The 20,814-nt window shown below is 68.6% G+C and carries 19 protein-coding genes; 9 read left to right on the top strand and 10 right to left on the bottom strand.

The window, feature by feature from the left end; translation table 11 throughout:
* Positions 1–2 precede the first annotated feature (2 nt).
* Together FS845_RS14125 and FS845_RS14120 are read right to left on the bottom strand one after the other, a co-directional pair.
* On the bottom strand, positions 3–1,511 hold the full coding sequence (locus FS845_RS14125) for an FAD/NAD(P)-binding protein (RefSeq protein WP_144636261.1): 1,509 nt from the start codon (positions 1,509–1,511) through the stop codon (positions 3–5).
* Positions 1,512–1,540: 29 nt separating this feature from the next.
* Positions 1,541–2,500 (bottom strand): tripartite tricarboxylate transporter substrate binding protein, encoded by a 960-nt coding sequence (locus FS845_RS14120; protein WP_144636259.1) that lies wholly within the window; start codon positions 2,498–2,500, stop codon positions 1,541–1,543.
* A gap of 194 nt (positions 2,501–2,694) precedes the next feature.
* Here FS845_RS14120 and FS845_RS14115 point away from each other — a divergent pair, with 194 nt between their 5' ends.
* From FS845_RS14115 to FS845_RS14095, 5 genes are all read left to right on the top strand, one after another.
* On the top strand, positions 2,695–3,867 hold the full coding sequence (locus FS845_RS14115; RefSeq protein WP_144636257.1) for a CaiB/BaiF CoA transferase family protein: 1,173 nt from the start codon (positions 2,695–2,697) through the stop codon (positions 3,865–3,867).
* Positions 3,868–3,928: 61 nt separating this feature from the next.
* Positions 3,929–4,648, top strand: coding sequence for an enoyl-CoA hydratase/isomerase family protein (locus FS845_RS14110; RefSeq protein WP_144636254.1), 720 nt, complete (start codon positions 3,929–3,931; stop codon positions 4,646–4,648).
* A gap of 49 nt (positions 4,649–4,697) precedes the next feature.
* Positions 4,698–5,531, top strand: a complete 834-nt coding sequence (locus FS845_RS14105; RefSeq protein WP_144636250.1) for a CoA transferase subunit A — start codon at positions 4,698–4,700, stop codon at positions 5,529–5,531.
* A complete protein-coding gene (locus FS845_RS14100) occupies positions 5,524–6,258 on the top strand; it encodes a CoA-transferase subunit beta (RefSeq protein ID WP_144636247.1) in 735 nt (244 codons plus the stop codon). The genes FS845_RS14105 and FS845_RS14100 overlap by 8 nt, the downstream gene beginning before the upstream one ends.
* Positions 6,259–6,287: 29 nt before the next feature.
* Positions 6,288–7,787 (top strand): class I adenylate-forming enzyme family protein, encoded by a 1,500-nt coding sequence (locus FS845_RS14095; RefSeq protein WP_144636242.1) that lies wholly within the window; start codon positions 6,288–6,290, stop codon positions 7,785–7,787.
* A gap of 105 nt (positions 7,788–7,892) precedes the next feature.
* Here FS845_RS14095 and FS845_RS14090 read toward each other — a convergent pair whose 3' ends face one another.
* On the bottom strand, positions 7,893–8,645 hold the full coding sequence (locus tag FS845_RS14090) for an IclR family transcriptional regulator (protein WP_144636238.1): 753 nt from the start codon (positions 8,643–8,645) through the stop codon (positions 7,893–7,895).
* A gap of 235 nt (positions 8,646–8,880) precedes the next feature.
* On the opposite strand from FS845_RS14090, the gene FS845_RS14085 reads away from it, so the two are divergent.
* Positions 8,881–10,143 (top strand): MFS transporter, encoded by a 1,263-nt coding sequence (locus tag FS845_RS14085; protein WP_260986286.1) that lies wholly within the window; start codon positions 8,881–8,883, stop codon positions 10,141–10,143.
* A 13-nt stretch (positions 10,144–10,156) separates the two neighbouring features.
* Here FS845_RS14085 and FS845_RS14080 read toward each other — a convergent pair whose 3' ends face one another.
* The 3 genes from FS845_RS14080 to FS845_RS14070 all read right to left on the bottom strand — a co-directional run bounded on the left by FS845_RS14080 (position 10,157) and on the right by FS845_RS14070 (position 11,763).
* Entirely contained in the window at positions 10,157–10,711 is a 555-nt protein-coding gene (locus tag FS845_RS14080; RefSeq protein WP_144636233.1) for a HipA domain-containing protein, read from the bottom strand.
* The gene (locus FS845_RS14075; protein WP_260986285.1) at positions 10,708–10,917 is read right to left on the bottom strand and encodes a type II toxin-antitoxin system Y4mF family antitoxin; all 210 of its coding nucleotides are present in this window, start codon (positions 10,915–10,917) and stop codon (positions 10,708–10,710) included. The genes FS845_RS14080 and FS845_RS14075 overlap by 4 nt, the downstream gene beginning before the upstream one ends.
* A 177-nt stretch (positions 10,918–11,094) precedes the next feature.
* Positions 11,095–11,763: a GntR family transcriptional regulator gene (locus tag FS845_RS14070; RefSeq protein ID WP_144636223.1), complete on the bottom strand. Its 669-nt coding sequence runs from the start codon at positions 11,761–11,763 to the stop codon at positions 11,095–11,097.
* 561 nt (positions 11,764–12,324) lie between these two features.
* On the opposite strand from FS845_RS14070, the gene FS845_RS14065 reads away from it, so the two are divergent.
* Positions 12,325–13,992, top strand: coding sequence for a hypothetical protein (locus tag FS845_RS14065; RefSeq protein ID WP_222129993.1), 1,668 nt, complete (start codon positions 12,325–12,327; stop codon positions 13,990–13,992).
* A 22-nt stretch (positions 13,993–14,014) separates the two neighbouring features.
* Positions 14,015–14,209 (top strand): hypothetical protein, encoded by a 195-nt coding sequence (locus tag FS845_RS14060; RefSeq protein WP_144636219.1) that lies wholly within the window; start codon positions 14,015–14,017, stop codon positions 14,207–14,209.
* A gap of 124 nt (positions 14,210–14,333) precedes the next feature.
* Here FS845_RS14060 and FS845_RS14055 read toward each other — a convergent pair whose 3' ends face one another.
* Positions 14,334–16,727 carry a catalase gene (locus tag FS845_RS14055; RefSeq protein WP_144636213.1) on the bottom strand — a complete coding sequence of 798 codons (2,394 nt, stop codon included), beginning with the start codon at positions 16,725–16,727 and terminating at the stop codon, positions 14,334–14,336.
* A gap of 594 nt (positions 16,728–17,321) precedes the next feature.
* Here FS845_RS14055 and FS845_RS14050 point away from each other — a divergent pair.
* Positions 17,322–17,609: a hypothetical protein gene (locus tag FS845_RS14050; RefSeq protein ID WP_144636210.1), complete on the top strand. Its 288-nt coding sequence runs from the start codon at positions 17,322–17,324 to the stop codon at positions 17,607–17,609.
* Between the two features lie 94 nt (positions 17,610–17,703).
* On the opposite strand, the gene FS845_RS14045 is transcribed toward FS845_RS14050, so the two are convergent.
* The 3 genes from FS845_RS14045 to FS845_RS14035 all read right to left on the bottom strand — a co-directional run bounded on the left by FS845_RS14045 (position 17,704) and on the right by FS845_RS14035 (position 20,806).
* Positions 17,704–18,369: a UdgX family uracil-DNA binding protein gene (locus tag FS845_RS14045; protein ID WP_144636207.1), complete on the bottom strand. Its 666-nt coding sequence runs from the start codon at positions 18,367–18,369 to the stop codon at positions 17,704–17,706.
* Entirely contained in the window at positions 18,366–19,535 is a 1,170-nt protein-coding gene (locus FS845_RS14040) for a zinc-dependent alcohol dehydrogenase (RefSeq protein ID WP_144636204.1), read from the bottom strand. Before FS845_RS14040 ends, FS845_RS14045 begins: the two co-directional genes overlap by 4 nt.
* A gap of 74 nt (positions 19,536–19,609) precedes the next feature.
* Positions 19,610–20,806, bottom strand: coding sequence for a polysaccharide lyase family 1 protein (locus FS845_RS14035; RefSeq protein WP_144636199.1), 1,197 nt, complete (start codon positions 20,804–20,806; stop codon positions 19,610–19,612).
* Positions 20,807–20,814: the final 8 nt, after the last annotated feature.

Raw genomic sequence — 20,814 nt, 5'->3', positions numbered from 1 at the left:
GCTCAAGCCGGCACGACGTCCCAGGTGCACGCGCGCGCCAGGCGCATCGCCTGCCCGTGCGCCAGCCGCATGTTGATCTCCATCGACGTCGTCCAGAAGTAGGTGCCCGCAGCCAGGCTGCCCAGCACGGACACCTGCGCCACGCGCCGCCCGTCGCGATCCCGCAGGCAGCCCGTGTCGAAGTCCAGGTCGAAACCGCCCAGCGGATGCGCGCGCGCATGCCCCTGACCGCACAGCTGGCGCACCAGCGGATCGGCCGAGGTCTCGACGTCCATGGAGAAGCTGGTGGCATTGACCAGCCACGGCGCGCCGAGCTCCGGTCGGCCGTCGCCGGCCTGCACCTTGAAGACGCCGAGGGCCGCGTCGTAGCGTGCTCCGCGAAAACCGCCGTGCACGTGCAGGCTGCCTTCGTGCAGCGCCTGCTGCAGCGTCAGCGCATTGCGCATCGGGAAAGTGGCGCGGCGCGCCATCCACAGCGTGCGCCAGTCGCGATGGAAGCGGCGCCGTTCGGCGTCGTCCAGGGCATGCCAGATGTGTTCGATGCGGTCGTTGGTGGCAGCGGCCACCGATTGCCAGGGCCGCGGCCCCGCCTGCGACCGCGCGATCTCGGCGTCCAGTGCATCCCGCGCGGCGCCCGCCAGGCCCAGGATGTCGTCGTGGTCTTCCCTGCCGCCCGCCGCGCGCAGCGCGCGCCGCAGGCTGTCCAGCAGGCCGTCCAGCGTGACGCGCCCGTCCGGTTCGGGCTCGGGCAGCAGCGGCAACGAGACCGCGGTGTTGTGCGGACTGCGCACCGCGGGCAGGCGTCCGTTGCGGGACACGCAATGCACCTGGCCGCGATGCCCCTGCGCGCGCAGCGCCACGATGGCATCGATGGCGCTGAGGCTGGTGCCAACGATGCACACGGCGTCGTCCCGCCCGATGCGGCCGCACAGGTCGGATACCGGATACGGGCTGTTGAAATAGCCCGGCAGCGGCGCCAGTTCCGGAAACGCCGTCGACGGCAGGTTGCCGTTGCACAGCACCACGCGGTGCGCCACCACGCGCTCGCCGCCCTCGCCCAGCACGGCCGCATGCCCGCAGGGCAACGGCCACACGCCCACAACGGCCTGCGCGATGCGGCGTACCGTCACGCCCTTGCGCCGCGCGCTGGCCAGGGCCTGGTCGTACAGGTCGCGCAGGTAGCTGCCGAACACCGGCCGCGGCAGGAAGGCCGACGGCTCGACCGCCTGCACGCCGTGGGCGCGCAGCCAGGCGGGATCGCGCGCCCGCAGCCAGTTCAGGAAGCTGTCGCGGTCCGTCGCCACGGCCGACATTCGGCTGACGGGAATGTTCAGCAGGTTGCTGGCCAGGTCCGCCTGATAGGCGCCGCCCGGCCCGACCTCGGGGCGCGGCTCGAACAGCGCGACCTCCAGCGGCCGGCCGGCGGGCCATTCTTCCAGGAACTGATAGAGAAACGAAACGGCGACCGAGCCGCCGCCGACGATGGCCAGGCGGCCGGAATCACGTTGCATGCCGGAACGCTCCCCGTGGACGAGTGGAATCAACGCCTGGCCGAGCGGCGCACCACGTCGCCCCACGTCTCGATCTCGGTGGCGATGACCTTGTCGGTCTGCGCCGGCGTGGTCGGGGTGGCGGTGGCGCCCAGCTTGGCCGCGCCGTCCTTCACCTGCGCCGATGCGCCGGCCTTCCGCATGGCCGCCGACATCTTGTCGATGGCCCCGGCCGGCGTGCCCGTCGGCGCCAGCAGCGCATAGGTGGTGGCCACCGAGTAGCCGCGCACGCCCTGTTCGGCGAAGGTCGGCACGTCGGGCAGCATGGGCGCGCGCTGTGCCGAGGTCACCCCCAGGATGCGGATCTTGCCGCTGGCCACGTGAGGCATGAGCGCGGGCAGCGTCTCGATCACCATGTCGATCTGGCCGCCCAGCAGGTCGGTCACGGCCGGCCCGCTGCCCCGGTACGGCACGTGCAGGATGTCGGTGCCCGTCATCTGCTTGAAGAGCTCGCCCGCCATGTGCTGCGAACTGCCGTTACCCGCCGAGCCGATGGTGAGCTTGCCCGCGCGCTGCTTGGCCAGCGCGATCAGCTCGGGCACCGACTTCGCGGGAATGTTCGTGCTGACGGCCAGCGCCATCGGCATGGTGATGGCCACCGACACGCCCTTGAAGTCCCTGGCGAAACTGTAGTTCTGCTTGTCCAGCAGCGACGCATTGATCGCCAGGCTGCCCAGCGCGCCCATCATCACGGTATAGCCGTCCGCCTCGGCGCGCGCCACGGCCTCGGCACCCACTTCGCCACCGGCGCCCGCCTTGTTCTCCACCACCACCGGCTGCTTCAGTTCATCGCCCATCTGCTGGGCATACAGCCGCGCGGCCACGTCGGTGGCGCCACCGGGCGGATACGGCACGATCATGCGGATGGGTTTGTCGGGCCAGCCGGCCGCCTGCACATTCAGGGCCAGCGCGGCCAGAGCGGCGGCGATCGACAACAAGGGCTTGCGCATCAGAGTCTCCGTGACGCCGCTGCATGCGCGGCTTATTTACTTATTTGTCCCAATAATTAGGACCTATGTCCTATATCTGGCTTAACAAGAATTCCATAGGGTGCTATTCTGGTCAAGAAAAGTTTTTTCCTATATGGGCTCCTTGAGATGGCTCTTCCAAGAATCAGGAACCCAATCACATCAGCAGAGACGATATGAAACACAGCGAGGCGCTGGCCGGCCTGCGGGTCATCGAGATATGCAATGTGGCGGCGGGCCCGTTCTGCGGCATGCTGCTGGCGGACATGGGCGCCGACGTCATCAAGGTCGAGCACCCCGAAGGCGGCGACACGCTGCGCGCGTGGCCGCCCTTCACCGAGGGCTACAGCGAGAACTTCGCCTCGCTCAACCGCAACAAGCGTTCGGTCACCCTGAACCTGAAGGATCCCGCCGACGCCGAACGCGTGCGCCAGCTCATCGACGGCGCCGACGTGCTGCTGGAGAACAACCGTCCCGGCGTCATGGCGCGCCTTGGCCTGGGCTACGAACAGCTGTCCGCGCGCAATCCGCGCCTGGTGTATTGCTCCATCTCGGCGTTCGGCCAGGACGGCCCGCGCGCCCAGGAAGGCGGCTTCGACATCACCGTCCAGGCCATGAGCGGCATCATGAGCGTCACCGGCGAACAGGGCGGCGCGCCGGTCAAGTGCGGCGTGCCGGTGGCCGACTTCTCGGCCGGCCTGTACGCGGCCTTTTCCATCAGCGCGGCGCTGCGCGTGGCCGCCGCCACCGGCCAGGGCACGCACCTGGACGTGCCCATGCTGGGCGCCACGCTGGGCATCGCCGCGCTGCAGACGTCCGAGTACTTCGGCAGCGGCAAGGACCCGGTCAAGCTGGGCTCGGCCCATCCCCGCAACGCGCCCTACCAGGCCTTTCGCTGCCGCGACGGCCATTTCGGCATGGCGGCCGGCAACAATGCCCTGTGGAAATCGGTATGCGAGGTGGTCGGCCGTCCCGAACTGTATGCCGACGCGCTGTACGCCAACACGGGGCTGCGCGCCCGCAACCAGGACACGCTGCGCGAACTGCTCGAAGTGCACTTCATGCAGGAAGACGCCGTCACCTGGCTGGAACGCTTCCGCGCCCGCGGCGTGCCGTGCGCGCCCATCAACAACTATTCCGACGTGCTGAAAGACCCGCAGGTCGAACACATGGGATGGGTGCAGGACCTCGACCTGCCCAACGGCAAGCGCACCCGCAGCTTCGGCTCGCCCGTGCGCGTCGGCGGCGCCACCACGCCCATCCGCCTGCGCCCGCCGGCGCTGGGCGAGCACAACGACGAGATCCTGGGCGCGCTGCCCGCCGCCCCGCAGGCCAGGGAGTCGGCATGAAGGGCGGATGCGCACGGCTCCAATGCACGCAAGCGGCCGCGGGCAGCCCGGAGGTCCGGCAATGAGCACCCTCGTCGACGTCGCGGCCGACGCGCAGGTCACGGTCATCACGCTCAACCGGCCCGACAAGATGAACGCCCTGTCGGCCGAACTGGTCGAGGCCCTGATCGAGGCCGTGGACGCGGCCCACGCGCAAGGCAGCGACCTCATCGTCTTCAAGGGCGAGGGCCACAACTTCAGCGCCGGGTTCGACTTCGGCGGCTATGCCGAGCAGAGCGAGGGCGACCTGTTGCTGCGCTTCGTGCGGCTGGAAACGCTGCTGCAGAAGGTGGCGGAATCGCCGGCGCTGACGCTGGCCCTGGCGCACGGCAAGAACTTCGGCGCTGGCGTCGACCTGTTCGGCGCGTGCATGCTGCGCGTGGCGGCGCCCGACGCCACCTTCCGCATGCCGGGCCTGAAGTTCGGGCTGGTGCTGGGCACGCGGCGCTTCGCCGCCCTGGTCGGCACGCAGGTTGCGCGCGACGTGCTCACGCATACGCGCACCTTCGACGCGCAGGCCGCGCACGCCATGGGCTTCGTCACCGAACTGGCCGCGCCGCCGGACTGGCCCGCGCGCCAGCAGCAGGCGCAGGCCAGCGCGCGCGAACTCAGCGCCGAAACGCGCCGCCAGCTGTACCAGGTGCTGGGCCCGCGGACCGCGGACGCCGACCTGGCCAGCCTGGTGCGCTCGGCCGCCGCGCCGGGCCTGAAACAACGCATCCAGGCCTATCTGGCCAAATGAAAAAATTGCGGCCCGGCCCGCACGGGCGGCGCCGCGCGTGGAGACAGACATGACATCAGGCTTCAATCGGCCGGACAAACAGGTCGCGCTGGCCGAACTGGCCCGGCACATCACCGACGGCGCCTCGGTGGCGCTGGGCGGCAGCTTCCTGCATCGCGGCCCCTTCGCCTTCGTGCGCGAACTGATCCGCCAGGGCCGCCGCGACCTGGAGATCATCAAGCAATCGCCAGGCTACGACATCGACATCCTGTGCCGCGCGGGCACGGTGCGCCGCGCGCGCGCCGGCATCGTCGCCATGGAAGGCAACTTCGGCCTGGCACCCTGGTATCGCAAGGCCATCGAGAATCAGGAGGTGCAGCTCGAGGAACACGCCTGCGCCAGCCTGACCGCGGGCCTGCGCGCGGCTGCCTTCGGCGTGCCCTTCCTGCCCTGCGGCGGCCTGCACGGCAGCGACCTGCCGCAACTGAACAACTGGACCCTGATGGAAGATCCGTACGGCAGCGGCGACAGCACGTACCTCGTGCCGGCCATCCGGCCCGACTTCGCCGTGCTGCAGGTGTCCGAGATCGACCGGCTGGGCAATGCCCGCGTCCACGGCACCGCGCACTGGGACCGCATCATGTCGCGAGCCGCCGGCAGCGTGCTGGTCGTGGCCGAACGCCTGGTCCAGACCGAGGTGTTCGAGGCCCAGCCCGAAGCCACCCTGCTGCCCTACTTCATGGTCCAGGCGTTCACGGTGCTGCCCGGCAGCGCGTGGCCCGGCTCGTGCACGCCGTTCTACGACATCGACTACCCGGCGGTGGAGCGCTACATGGATACCTCGCGCTCGCTGGAGGCCCACATGGCCGAGGCTCCGGAAACGAAGGAGGCCGCGCATGCCTGAGACCTTCTCGCCGTTCGCCCACGTCGTCATCGGCCTGGCCCGCTTCATCCGGCCCAACGAGATCACCTTCAGCGGCGTGAACTCCACGCCGCCGATGCTGGCATGCCTGCTGGCCAAAGAGGCCTACGACTACGACTTCATCTACATCAACGTGGCGGGCGGCGTCGATCCGCGGCCCGCGCACATCCCGATCTCCAGTTCCGATCCGCAACTGGCGCGGCACACGGCGTCGATCTTCTCCAACGAAGACTTCTACGACCTGTGCACGCGCGGCCGCATGGACCTGACCTTCCTGGGCGCGGCCCAGATCGATGGCGAGGGCTCGGCCAACAACTCGTGCATCGGCGACTGGAACAGGCCCAAGGTGCGTCTGCCGGGCGGCGGCGGCGGCGCCGTCATGCTGCCCACCGCCCGGCGCGCCTGCACCTGGCGCACCGAACATTCGCGCCGCACCTTCGTGCAGAAGCTGGATTTCCGCACCTCGTGGGGCGGCTTCCACGGCGTGGTCACGCCCATCGCCATCTTCATCAAGCGCGACGGCCGCCTGGCGCTGCAGTCCTGGCATCCGGAGTCCAGCCTGGATGAAGTACGCGAACGCACCGGCTTCGAATTCGACGCCGACGGCGCGCAGCCCACCCCCATGCCCACCGCGGCCGAACGCGCGGCGCTGGCCCGCCTGGACCCCGACGGCGCCTTCGAGCGCGATGCCGCCGTGGTACTGCGCTAGGGCCTGTCGACACCGAAAGGAACCTCGCCATGACCGACATGCAATCCTTGCCGCAGGCCTGGCGCGCTGCGTGGCAGGACCCCGCGCTGCGCGAGCAGGCCGCCCTGGTCACCGAGATGGCCAGCTGGACGTACCCGCAACTGGACCGTGACGTGCGCGTGCTGGCCGGCGGCCTGCGCCGTGCCGGCGTGCAGCCGGGCGACTATGTGGCGCTTGCGCTGGAGCGCGGTCCGCGCCAGGTGCTGGCGCTGCTGGCCACGATGGCGGCGGGCGCGTGCCCCTGCCCGCTGGAGCCCCGCCTGGCCGCGGAAGAGACGCGCCGCCGCGTGCAGGCCGTGGGCCTGCGCTGGCTGGTGCACGACGCCGACAATCAGGCGCTGGCCGACGCCAGCGGCCTGCCTGCCGGCCAGCGGCTGCGCTACACCGCGCTGGAAGACGCCGAGCCCTGGTGGGCGCCCGATCCCGATCCGGCCAGCCCCGCCCTGCTGCTGTTCACGTCGGGCAGCACCGGCAAACCCAAGGGCGTGCTGCTGTCGCATCGCGGAGCGTGGCTCAACAGCCGGGGCATCATCGCCCACACCGGCCTGGGCCCGCACGACCGGCTGCTGCACATCATGCCGCTGCACCACACCAACGCCATCAACAACCAGGTGTACGCGCCGCTGGCCTGCGGCGCCACGGTGGCGCTGGCCGGACGCTTCCGCGCCGAGGACATGCCGGCGCTGATGGCGCGCTTCGCGCCCACGCTGGTCACGGGGGTGCCCACCATGTACGCGCGCATGCTGCAGCAGGACTTCCCGCCGGGCGCGCTGGCAGGCCTGCGCATGGCGCGCTGCGGCTCGGCGCCCATCACGACGGCGCTGCACCGCGACATCGAGGCCTTCCTGGGCTGCCAGCTGGTAGTGTCTTATGGCCTGTCGGAAGCGACCTGCACCTCGACCATGAATCCCCCGGGCGCGCGCCGCATCGGCACGGTGGGCACGGCGCTGCCGGGCCAGCGCATCGCATTGCTGGATGCGCAGGGCAAGCCCGTGGCGGCCGATGCCGAAGGCGAGATCTGCATCGGCGGCGATGCCCTGATGCTGGGCTACCTGGGCCACGACGGCGACGCCCCGGTGCGCGACGGCTGGCTGCGCACGGGCGACCTGGGGCGCTTCGACGCCGATGGCTATCTCAGCATCACGGGGCGCATCAAGGAAGTGATCATCCGCGGCGGCGAGAACCTCTCGCCCAAGCTGATCGAGGACGTGCTGTGCCAGCAGCCCGGCGTGGCGGCCTGCTGCGTGGTGGGCCAGGCGGATGCGGACCTGGGCGAGGTGCCCGTGGCCGTGGTGGTGCCGCGCGCGGCCAACCAGGCGCCCGATGCCGACGCGCTGCGCAACGCCGTGCGCGACCGCCTGGGACGCATCTACGAGCCGCACGCGGTGTACGCCAGCCCGGGCCTGCCCGAGAACAGCGTGGGCAAGGTGGATCGCAAGGCTGTGGCACGCTGGGTGGCGGACACGGCGGCCGTCTCCACGGCGGCCTGATTCACGACAGCCGTCGCATGACGGCGGTCCTGCCGCGTTCCGGCCACATCCCAGGACCGGGACGGCGCATGGCGGCCGCCGCGCCCCTTGCCCGGCGGGCCTTCGTCAGGCTGGCTCCTGGTGCCCCAGCGCCGCCGAGATCTCGCGGGCGCAGGCCTTCACCTGCTGCCCGGCCTCTTTCACGCGCGCCAGCGACAGGCGATCCAGCGGGCCCGAGATGCCCACCGCCCCCACCACGTCGTCCAGCGCGTTGAAGATGGCCACGGCGATGCCGCCCACGCCGTCGCGCCATTCGCCGCGGTTCATGGCATAGCCCACCCGCACCACCTTGCGCAGCTCGTCCTTCAGCACGGGCAGCGAGGTCAGCGTGGCCGAGGTGTAGCGCGGCAGCTCGGCTGCACGCTTCTCGATGTAGCCATCCGGTTGATACGCCAGCAGCACCTTGCCGGTGGCCACCGCGTAGGCTGGCGCGCGCCCGCCTATCATCGAATACGCGCGGATTGGCTGCGGGCTGTCGATCTTGTCGATGTAGACCACTTCCATGCCGTCCAGCACGGACAGGTGCACCGTCTCGCCGGTCTGCTCGGCCAGCGTGCGCATGCTGGGCGCGGCCACGCGCCGCAGGTCCAGGTGGGCCAGTTGGCGCGCCGCCAGCTCGAACAGGCGCACGCCGCCGCGGTAGAGGCCTTCGTCGTCGCGCACGATGTAGCCGGCGTGCATCAGCGTCTGCAGCGTGCGGTGCGTATTGCTGCGCGTGAGCCCGACGCGTGCGGCCAGCTCGTCGATGGTGCGCGTGGGATGCTCGACATCCGTCACGGCCTCGAGGACGGTCAAGCCCTTGAGCAACGTCTTGTCCATGAAAGCATCCTAAATAATGGGAAATCGGGACATTGTACTGATCGTCTCCAACGCTGCACAGGCCGCGCGGCCGCAAACAGCGCTGCGCCCGCGCCGCTTGGCTTTCTTCGTTCTCCATATGATTGGACGCCCAACCCATATTCCGGGATTGACAGCACCGCCCCGCGATGTCCACACTACACCCTTGCCCGACGCCCCCGGTCGCGCCGGCCCCGCCACCTTCGCCGTCGTCCTGATGTCATCCGCCTCATCGAAGTGGTCCGCGCTGCGGCCCGCCCTGCCCATCCTGGTCGGCGCAGCCCTCATGCTCAGCCTGTCGATGGGATTGCGCCAGAGCCTGGGCATCTTCATTCCTCCGCTGACACGCGACCTGGGCATCTCCGTCAGCGACTTCACCATCGCCATCTCCATCCAGAACCTCACGTGGGGCATCATGCAGCCCTTCGCGGGCGCGCTGGTCACGCGCATCGGCTTCCGGCCGATGATGATGGCCGGGTCGGTGCTCTACCTGCTGGGCATGGTGCTGTTCACCACGGCACAGGGGCTGCTGGGCGTGATCCTGGGCGCGGGCTTCGCGGTGGGCGTGGCCATGGCGTGCACGGGCAGCGCGGTGGCCATGGCCGCGTCGGTGCGGCCCGTTCCGCCCGCCGCGCGCAGCCTGGTGCTGGGGCTGGTGTCCTCGTGCGGCTCGCTGGGCGCCATGCTGGCCGCGCCGCTGGGCCAGTACATCGCGCAGGATGCCGGCTGGCGCATGGGCGGCCTCACCTTCATCATCCTGGCCGTGGCGATGCTGCCGGCCGCCTGGCTCGCGGGCCGCGTCGACGCGCTGCCGCGTCCGCCCGCCCCCGCCATGCCGGACGGCAAGGAAGCCACCGCGCGCGACGTGCTGCGCCAGGCGGCCCGCAACATGCCCTTCGTCATCATGGCCACGGCCTACTTCGTCTGCGGCATGCAGCTGATCTTCCTGCAGACGCACCTGGCCACGTACCTGGACCTGTGCGGCATGGACCCCATGCTGTCGGCGCAGGCCCTGGCCGTGATCGGCGCCTTCAATGCCGTGGGCAGCCTGTTCTTCGGCTGGGCCGGCGGCCGCTGGAACAAGCAGACGCTGCTGGGCGCCATCTACGTCATGCGCTCGATCACCGTCGTCTGGTATTTCCACACCCTGCCCACGCCGGTATCGACGCTGGTGTTCGCCGGCATCATGGGCTTCCTGTGGCTGGGCGTGGTGCCGCTGGTGTCGGGCTGGATCGCCGAGACCTTCGGCCTGCGCTGGCAGGCCATGCTGGCCGGCGTGGCGTTCTGCAGCCACCAGCTGGGCAGCTTCCTGGGCGCGATGGGCGGCGGGCTGGTCTACCAGATCATGCACGACTACACGCTGGCCTGGCAGGCGGCCGCCGCGCTGGGCATGACGGCGGGCATCGTGCAGATCTTCGCGTCGCAGCGGTTCTCGGGGCCGGGCAGGCCGCAGGGGCCGCGGGCGCCGGCGGGGGCCTGATCCACGCCGGCCTTCAACGCCCGCCGTGCTCCGGATCGTCGCCGGGCGCGTCGCCCGACAGGCGCCTGCGCATCTGGCGCACCAGCCCATTGACCATCTGTTGAAGCCGAAGCGCCACGACGCGCTCGGCATGAGGCAACTGTTCATCGAGCCTGCCGGCGGCGGCGGGAATGGCCGCCTGTACCGCCAACGCCATGTCGTGGGCGATCTTCTTAAGATATCGGGGCGCCACGCGCAATACGCCCGCCAGCTCGGCCAGGTGCGGCATGCCGATCCGTCCGGGCCGCGCTTCGCCGCCGATCGCGAACGCGAAAGACTCGCCCAGGCCCGGATAGACGCGCGTGCTCATCATGTCGTAGAACGGCGCCAGGCGCAGGCCGCCTGGCGTGGCAAGTATCGACAGGTTCTTGGCATGCGTATCGTGGTTGCCCACGTACAGGTTGAAGAACAGCCAGCACAGCAGATTGCGCAGGTCCACCGCCGGCTGCGCGGACACCTCCTTGACCAGGTGATAGCAATCCGCGAAGGACGGCCCCCCCTGCCGATTCGCGCTGGCGGCCGCGATCACCGCCCCTTCGCCCGTATCCCGACTTCCAGGCCCAGCAGGGCCAGCACGTCGAGCACCTTCTGGGTCTGCACGGTAGGTTTGCCCTGCTCCAGTTCGACGATGAAGCGGTTACCCAAGCCAGCAAGGCCGGCCACGTCCAGCTGCGTCATGCCCTGCGCCTTGCGGGTCGCCTGGATGAGGCGGCCGATGTCGTCCACGCTATGCACGGGAGCAGGACGGTCCGATGAATTACCGAAAGGTAATTTTCCTCTCATACGAGCCTCCGACCTAAAGGGTAATTACCGAACGGCAATATGACACCACCCGAGCGGCCGGCCGTAATAAAAATTACCGATCGGGAATCCATGACAACGATCGGCGCGTGCGCGTGAGACCTCTGTCCTTCACGTCGTGAACTTCGCATACAGCGCCAGCACCATCCGCTCCGACCGCGTCAGGTAGTGCTCCAACTCCTGCGCCGCGGCTTCGGCGCGGCCGGCCTCGAACATCTCGATCAGTTCGTTGTTCAGGTCGAGGAACGGCGCGTGCAGGTACTCGGGATCGTCCACCAGGCCGAAGGCCAGCCGCAGTTCCGCCGCGATCTGGTCGTAGAACGTGCTGAGCCGCTCGCTGTCGGCCAGCGCCACCACGGCCGCGTGGAACTCCATGTTGGCCGTGGCCACCGTGCGCCAATCCGACTTCTGCTGCGCGGCATAGGCCTTCTCGATGGCCTGGCGCATCTGGCGGCCCGCGGGATGGCGCGGGTAGGCCTGGCTCAGCGCGCGGCATTCGACCACGCGCCGCACGCGATAGATGTCGATGATGGACGCGATGCTGGGCGTGGCCACGAACACCCCGCGATTGGACTCGTGCCGCAGCAGGCCCTCCTTGGTCAGCAGGCGGAACGACTCGCGCAGCGTGTTGCGCGAAATGCCCAGCTTTTCGCTCAGCGCGGACTCCAGCAGGCGCTGGTTGGGCCGCAGCTCGCCGCTGACCAGCTGCGCGCGGATCCGTTCGGTGACCTTCTCGATCAACGTCAGCGTATTGGCGGCGGACTCGGACGTGGCGGTCATACTGACTCCAGATAGCATATGTAAGTATTGTTGAACAAATAATCCATTTTGTTCTTCAAACAACTAGGTGTTCTCCCTGATCGCAGGGTTTTCACCAGTGCGAAAACGCCATGGCAGTACACGATAATGACTTTGACGGAGCAATTCCGCCTGTTTGTATGACCAACAAAAAAAGATTGTTCAACAAAAGGGGAAGCAATGCACGGCAATTCAGACCCGGGCCGGGAGGACACTTCCATGCCCGAATACCCTGGCCGCGAAGTCTCGCGGCCGGCCCTCGATCGTAGCCTCGCCAGGCCGATCCGCGCGTCGCGCGCGCCGCACGCCAGCCCCCGGTTGGCACGACCACCCAGCATAGCCGCAGGCCGGTACCGCGCCGGCTCGCCCAGCCGCACCGCACACGAACACTGACGGACTTCGCCGCCGTCCGCGCCGGCGGACGGCGGCGAAGCCCGCCTGGGAGTGCCGGCATCGTGCCCGGACAGGCTTGCCCTGCCCGGCGCGTGCGGCCGGCTCACGTCGGGTTCAACGGAGAACCCAATCTTTCGATCGGAGATTGAAGTGAGGACTTTCAGCGCAAACAGATGGGCCCTGGTCGCGGCGGCGTCGGTGCTGGCATTGAGCGCCTGCGGCGGCAACGACGACGATGACGACGAAGCGTCGGCCCCACCCACCGAACCGCCCCCGGCGCAGGTCGCATCCTGCAAGTGGAACACGGACGTGCAGCTGGCGTTCGAGGAACGCCGGCTTGACACGCCATTGCCGTTCTCCGGCGCCAACGTGATCGGCACCGACCAGACCCCGCTGGCCACGCGCATCGTCAACGCGGCCGGCTTCCAGGGTTATGCACCCGCCTTCGCCGCCTCGCTGTGCGGCGACGACGGCAACACCAGCGTGCTGACGCAGGACCAGGCCATGGCCCTGGTGAAGGAGAAAGGCCAGGAACTGTGGCGCGCCGCGGTGGACCGCGTGCAGGGCCGCCGTGCCGCGCAAGCGGGCGAGACGCTGCCGCAGAGCGACGACCGGATGCTGTACTGGACGCGCGTGCAGATGACCAAGGTGCTGCGCCAGTGGGCGCCCGAATGGGCCCCAACGGCCAGCCAGATGGCCGACCTGCAATGGGAATTCGAACGCGCCTCGCGCGGCCAGTACGACATCGGCCTGCCCGAAGGCAACGCGGCCTCGGGCAAGCCCTATCGGCGCATGATCATCAGCGGCTTCGACGTCTTCACGCTGGGCACGCCAGGCACGCCGAACACCGGCCTGCGCAACGGCAACCCCTCGGGCGCCACCGCGCTGGAGCTGGACGGCCGCGAATACACGCTGTCCGACGGCTCGGTGCTGCACGTCGAGGCCTACGTGCTGCCCGTCAGCTACGACCCGTTCAACCGCGGCATGCAGGAAGACACGCTGGGCCCGTGGTTCAAGGCAGGTCCGCAGCAGGTGAACGCATCGGTCACCTTCAGCCAGGGCGGCAGCAACATCTTCTGGCTGGAGCAGTGGAACGGCCGCTTCCACGGCTCGTCCGCCGGCAACGACGGCATCGTCTACTGCCCCACCGGCACGCGCCTGCCCGCCGTCGTCCTGCCCTTGGGCACCGTCACCGCGCCGGGCGCCGATCCGATCACGCTGCCGGGATCGGGCTGCAATACCGTGGTGCAGCAGCGCTGGCTGAACGGTACGGACTCGATCAGCGCGTGGGCGAGGACCTCGCCGCCGCAGTTCACGACTGCGTCGATGCCCGTGGAAGCGCTGCTGCTGGCCAACACGCAGAGCGGCATCATCCGTCCGCCCGGAGCCACCAGCGCCGGCACGGAGGGCTTCGACGTGACGTGGCACACCAACTACAGCTACTTCCCCAACTGCGACAGCACCAACACGGTGACCGAGCCGTGGCACGGCGTGGTCAACGCCATGCCGGACCCGTCGCAGGTGCACGCGCCGGATCCCACGTGGTGCTCTCGAACGGGCGGCGGCGGCGACTACCTGTCCAACGAAAGCGCCTATCGCAACACGCTGCTGCGTGACACCATGGGCCTGTCCATTCCCGCGGGCCACATCCACATCCCGGTGATGAACAACTTCTACAACGGCACGGCGGCCGCGGGCGGTTTTCCGCGCGACGACAACTCGTACACGGACGCACGCTTCGAAGCCTATCGCACGGCCATCGTGCAACAATCGAGGAAGCTGGCGATCGGGGTCGGCGAAAGCCTCGTGACCCCATGACACCCACTGCAAAGGAACGATCATGAAGACCAAGACCGTACTGATTGCCGCCGCGCTGGCATGGTCCGCCGCCACGGTGGCCCAGCCCAGCATGTACTACCTGTGGAAGAACAACGCCACCGGCGAGACCGTCTGCGAACCCGAATCGCCCGGCAAGGGCTGGGTGAAGGTCAGCGAGCAGACGTACTCGGACACCGAGTGCAAAACGCCGCTGTAAGGGCCTGAACGCTCCGCGCCGCGGGATCGACGTCCGCGGCCGGAATGGCCGTCGAGCCCGGAAAAAAGAAGGCCAGTTCCCCGCAAGGAACTGGCCTTCTCTCATTGCGGCGGCGCCGCGCGCCTTACACCACCGGCGGATCGCTCTCGCGGATCGGATGGCGGTGCTGCTCGATCGCCTTCACGAATTCGGCGATGCCATCCTTGCCCGCGGCCTCGGCCAGGATCAGGCCATCGTCCGGCTCATCGGGCGGAATGCCGGCCTGCTCCAGCAGGCGGCGCCCTTCGCCCAGGGCCAGCATCGGCTTGCCGTGGCGATACTGATCGCGCACGAACTCCAGCGCCAGGCCGTCGCCGCACAGCAGGTCGACCGCGCCTTCGCCAGCGGGGATCACGGCGGCGTCGAACAGCGCCGACGGGCTGTTCTTGAACGACGCATCCAGGTCCAGCACGTCCTTGCCGTCGCACGGCAGCACGCCGATGCGCTGGCCCACCAGCCGCACCACGGCGCCCTGGTCGATCAAGGCCTGCGCCGTCTGCCGCACGGCATCGGCATCCACGCCCTGGGCGACCATGATGGCGATCTTGCGGGTGCGGATGCCGCCCTCGCCCGGCCGCGCCAGCAGCGACAGGAACTCGGAACGCGTCACTTCGGGCTTGAAGGTCTTCTCGGTGGCGCGCGGCATCGGTTCCGGCAGCTCGGTCATGCCCAGGCCATCGGCCACGCCTTGCGCCAGCTCGTCGGACACGTTGCGCAGCAGCGAGACCATGCGGCGGCGGATGCCGGGCACCGTGACCTTGCTCAGCTCGAAGGCGATGGCGTCGATGATGTGCTGCTGCTCGTGCGGGGCCTGGCTCTCGTAGAACAGCGTGGCCTGGTTGTAGTGCTCGGCGAACTTCTCCGGCTTGCCGCGCAGCTCGTTGCCCTCGACGGGCTCGGGAAACGGCACGAAGCCCGCGGTGCCGGCCTGGAACGGGCAGCCGCCCGCCAGCGAATTGGGCTCGTAGGCCACGCGCCCGCGATGGATGGCCTGCCGGTGCATGCCGTCGCGCTGGTTGTTGTGCACGGGCGCCACCGGCGCGTTGATCGGGATCTCGTGGAAATTCGGGCCGCCCAGGCGCGAGATCTGCGTGTCCACATACGAGTGAATGCGGCCGGCCAGCAGCGGATCGTTGGTGAAGTCGATGCCGGGGATCACGTGCGCCGCGCAGAAGGCCACCTGCTCGGTCTCGGCGAAGAAGTTGTCCGGATTGCGGTCCAGCACCAGCTTGCCCACGGGCCGCAGCGGCACCAGTTCCTCGGGAATGATCTTGGTCGGATCCAGCACGTCGAAGCTGAAGGACTCCGCCTGGGCCTCGTCGAACACCTGCACGCACAGTTCCCATTCGGGATACTCGCCCGCCTCGATGGCTTCCCACAGGTCGCGGCGGTGGTAGTCGGGGTCGGCGCCCGAGATCTTCACGGCCTCTTCCCATACGTGCGAATGCGTGCCCAGCCTGGGATTCCAGTGGAACTTCACGAAGCTGGACTTGCCCTCGGCGGTGACGAAGCGGAACGTGTGCACGCCGAAGCCCTGCATCATGCGGTAGCTGCGCGGGATGCCGCGGTCGGACATCACCCACATGATCATGTGCACGGACTCGGGCATCAGCGAGATGAAGTCCCAGAAGGTGTCGTGCGCCGACGCGGCCTGCGGCATGCCGTGATGCGGCTCGGGCTTGACCGCATGCACCAGGTCCGGGAACTTCATCGCGTCCTGGATGAAGAACACCGGAATGTTGTTGCCCACCAGGTCCCAATTGCCCTGGTCCGAATAGAACTTGACCGCGAAGCCGCGCGCGTCTCGGGCGGTGTCCTTCGAGCCGCGCTCGCCTGCCACGGTGGAGAAACGCACGAACACCGGCGTGCGCTTGCCGGCTTCGGCGAAAGGCGTGGCGCAGGTCAGGTCGGTCAGCGGCTCGTAGCACTCGAAGTAGCCGTGCGCGGCCGAGCCGCGCGCATGCACGATGCGCTCGGGAATGCGCTCGTGGTCGAAGTGCGTGATCTTCTCGCGCAGGATGAAATCCTTCAGCAGCGCGGGGCCGCGCAGGCCTGCCTTCAGCGAGGCCTGGTTGTCCGCAACCGGCACGCCCTGGTTGGTCGTCATGCCCTGCCCTTCGCTGTCGACGCGCACGCGCGGCAACTCGCCGCCGGCGGCATTCACGCCCGGCTCGGCCGCGCCGCCGGTCTTCGGCGAGGTGTTCAATTCCGTCAGGGTGCTGCCCACGGCGGTCGGATCCTTGGGCGCCACGGTCTTGCCGGAGAACGGACAGCCGGACTGGGCGCCATATTCCGCAGCCTTGGTGGCATTGGCGGGCATGGCCTCGACCATCTCGCCCACCGCGCGCGTTTTCTTCAGCGCGGGGTGCGCGGCCTGCGGCGAAGGCGGCATGGCCGGTCCGCTGTCCGAATTGAGATAGGCGGTGTCGACGGCGGCTTGTTGTGGACCTTTCGCCGGTTGGCGCTTGCGGGTGGCCATATGGGCTCCTTGAGAGATAAGGGCGTTGCGGAGGACGTCCGCGCCGGGCAGGCCTGCTGCAATCGAAGACAACAGGGCAGGCACGCCACTTGCGACAAGGGGACGTCACCCCCATGACTGGGCCGTCGTGCTGTGTCGCGGAGCACGCCAGCCAAGTCGGGCGACGGTTAGCAAGCACCGTGCCCAAGGCCCCCTGCACGGCACGTTCCAACTCTCAGAAAAGGCTGAACCATGCGCAAACAACAGATCCTCACCCTGCTGGCCATCGTCCTGGTCGTCGCCATCGTCATGTCCTTTGCCCCTTGGTAAGCCCCTCCGACTATCGGCACCAGACGGATGGGGCGCGGCAGAAGCGCGCGTGCCCCGCCTCGGTCCTGCCCTCGCGGCTGGACCAGGCAACCTGCGCCCGGCAACGCCGAGGTGCTCGCAAGACCATCCCCACCAGGGAGACCAGGCGTGAGGTATGGGCGCAGGCTGTTGTAATTCTTGCCGCGCTGCCCAAGCCCGCCGACCTCGCCCCGCGCGAGGTGTGACCGGGGACCGCCGTCCCCCCTTTTTTTGCCGGCCGTCCAGGGCCGCGCCAGGAGCCCATGCATGTCCGATACCACCAAGCAGCCGCCCGAGCCCGACCGCATCCCGGGCCAGCCGGACGTCAACGCGGGCGCATTGCGTCCCAGCACCAAGCCGGATGAGTCGGATCCGCGGCCCGACATCGATCATCCCCCCAAGGCCGATACGCGGGACAAGGCCGGCTTCGACCAGGCCGAGATCGTCGAGGAAAGGGAACGCCGCACCGGCACCCTGCCCGGCTACGATCAGGACAAGGGCACTCCGTTGGACGAGCGGGATCTGGACCGCGCGCGCCGCAACGACGAGGATTGAACGCAGGCCGGCGTGGCCCACTGTCCGGACCTGGCGGCCGCGCGGCACGCGTCGGTCCGTCGGCGACGGACCTGAGCGGACGCCGCGGCCCGCCTCAATGCTGCGTCAGCCGTCTGGCCCGCTTGAGCGCCTGCACGATGGTTTGGAACGCGTGCTCGCGCGCTTCGCGATCAGGCGTGCGCAGCGCGAACGAGGGATGGTAGGTCGGCACGACCTTGCGGTCGCCCGCCGACAATGTGCGGCCCAGGTTGGGAGTCAGTGCCGTCTTCGTGCCTGGCATCACCGCCCCCAGCGCCGTAGCCCCCAGCGCCACGATGACACCGGGCTTCACGCGCTCCAGTTCGTCGTCCAGCCAATAACGGCAGGCCAGGATCTCGCGCTGCCCGGGCGTCTTGTGCATCCTGCGCTTGCCGCGCAATTCCCACTTGAAGTGCTTCACCGCGTTGGTGATGTAGACCTCGTCGCGCGCGATGCCCGCTTCCTGCAGGGCAGCGTCCAGCAACGCGCCGGCGGGCCCCACGAACGGCAGGCCCGCCAGGTCTTCCTTGTCGCCCGGCTGCTCGCCCACCAGCATGATGGGTGCCCGGCCGCCCTGGCCGGGCACGCCCTGGGTGGCATTCTTCCACAGCGGGCAGCGCCGGCATTCGTCCAGCGTTGCCGGCTGCTGCTCGGGAATGACGTCGGCGTCCGCGGCGCCGCCGGCGGCCACGCGCCGGAGCGGCGCACTCCCGGATTCGCCCTTGAGGTGGCTCCGGCTCATGGCTTCAGTACGACCTTGATGCAGCCATCCTTCTTGTCGCGGAAGGTCTTGTACATCTCGGGGCCGTCGGCCAGCGTGCCGGTGTGCGTGATGACGAACGACGGATCGATCCTGCCCTCCGCGATCAGCTGAACCAACTCGTCCGTCCAGCGCTGTACGTGGGTCTGGCCCATGCGCCACGTCAGGCCCTTGTTCATCGAGGCGCCGAACGGAATCTTGTCGATCAGGCCGCCATACACGCCCGGAATGGAAAGGATGCCCGCGGGCCGGCACACGTAGATCATCTCGCGCAGCACGTGCGGACGGTCGGTCTCCGCGCCCACCAGCTGCTTGGCGCGGTCGTACATCGAATCGATCGAGCGCGAGGCATGCGCCTCCAGCCCCACCGCGTCGATGCACTTGTCCGGGCCCTTGCCGTCGGTCAGGTCACGCAGCATCTCCACCACGCTTTCCTGGTCGAAGTCGATCGTGATGGCGCCGGCCTCGGCGGCCATCGCCAGGCGCTCCGGCACACGGTCGATGCAGATCACCCGCTTGGCGCCCTGCAGGATGGCGCTGCGCACCGTCATCTGCCCCACCGGACCCGCGCCCCAGATCGCCACCGTATCCGTCGGCTGGATGTCGCATTGCTTTGCCGCCTGCCAGCCCGTGGGGAAGATGTCGCCCAGGAACAGCACCTGCTCGTCCGTCAGGCCATCCGGGATCTTGATGTGCGTGGTGTCCGCGAAAGGCACGCGCACGTACTCGGCCTGCCCGCCCGCGTAGCCGCCGGTCAGATGCGTATAGCCGAACAGGCCCGCGGTCGGATGGCCGAACATCTTCGAGGCGCGCTCGGCATTGCGGTTGGTGCGCTCGCACACCGAGAAATTGCCGCGCCGGCACTGGTCGCATTCGCCGCAACTGATGGTGAACGGCACCACGATGCGCTCGCCCACGCGCAGCGCTTTGCTCTGCGAGCCGACCTCGACCACCTCGCCCATGAACTCATGGCCCATGACGTCGCCCTTGTGCATGTCGGGGACGAAGCCGTCGAACAAGTGCAGGTCCGAGCCGCAGATGGCGCACGCGCTGACGCGCACGATCACGTCACGCGGGTGCTCGATGGCGGGATCCGGGATCGTTTCGTGGCGGATGTCATGCGTCCCTTGCCAGCATAGTGCTTTCATGAAGTGCTCCTTGGATGGTGGCAGCCGCGACTGCCGAGGATGGAGACACTTCAGCAACTGTTATGCCATGGGTGCTACGGACACGGGGCTCCGCGACGCGACCCGGCTGCGGGCGGCTCGCCCGACGTGTTGCCCGCGTACCTGCGGATCTTCTGGGCCACGTCCGGCGTGGGCGCGTCGTACCCGTAGCAGTACGGCGCAGTGGGCACCGACTCCGGCCGATAGTCTTCCAGCACGGGCTTGGCTTCGCCCAGATACAGGTTGTCCTTCACCCGCAGGAAGGCCTTGAAGTCGCGCTGGTAGCCGTAGGTGGACTTGGTCCGCTCGTAGTTGCGGCGGTCGGATTCCCCGTTGACCAGCGCGCTGCGCTTGGGCGAATCGGGAATGTGGTCGCAATAGTTCACGTAGATGCCCTCGACCGTCGGAGACTTCTCGGGCTCCACGCACTGCCGCTGCGACGTGTTGCTGAAGATGTTGCCCTCGACCAGGGCGCGGGCCTCCAGGCTGAAGCTCATGCCGTAGAAATCCCAGTTCTCCAGCAGGTTGTTGAACAGGTGGAACGTGCCGAACTGCGCCCTGGGATTGCGCTGCACCGTGTTGTAGAAATAATTGTGGTGCAGCGTCACGCGCGCGATCGCATCGCGTTCATGGTTCTTGAACATGTCCTTCGAGGTGATGTTGTTCAGCAGCATGACCTTGTTGGAATCGTGGAACTTGTTCCAGGACACCGTCACGTCGGTCGCGCCGTTCTTCACGTTCAGCAGCCGGTCCGAGAAGCGCGACAGGTCCATGTGGTGGACCCACACGTCCTGGCTGCCGTTGGCCACGTTCACCGCCTGCGTCAGGCGGGTCAGGCGCCCGTCGATGGTCAGGTGCGTCAGGATCACGTTGTTGCTGCGGTAGACGCCGATGCCGTCGTCGATCAGGGTCACGCGCCTGCCCCGCCCGTCGATGGTGATGTTAGACGGCACGCGGATCTGCGAGTCCAGCACGATGGTCATGTCCGAGGCGAAGCGTATCCACGTCGGCCCCTTGGCGCCCTTCACCGCCGCGCGCAGGGTGCCGGGGCCGGAGTCCTTATCCGACGTGACCTCGACGAAGCGCCCGCCCAGGCCGCCCGTGGCCTTCTGCCCGTAGCCTTCGCGCTGCTGCAGCAGGGACGAGACCAGGGGGCACTGCATGTCGGGAACGGCGCATGCGTCGCGCGCCGCCGCAGCGCCGCCGTACAGCATCGCGAGAACCAGCAGCCCGCGGATCATCTTCGAGACCATCTCGGCCC

The sequence above is a fragment of the Bordetella genomosp. 13 genome, assembly GCF_007679965.1.
Classification (GTDB): domain Bacteria; phylum Pseudomonadota; class Gammaproteobacteria; order Burkholderiales; family Burkholderiaceae_B; genus Bordetella.
This window is presented reverse-complemented; position numbering and strand designations above follow the sequence as displayed.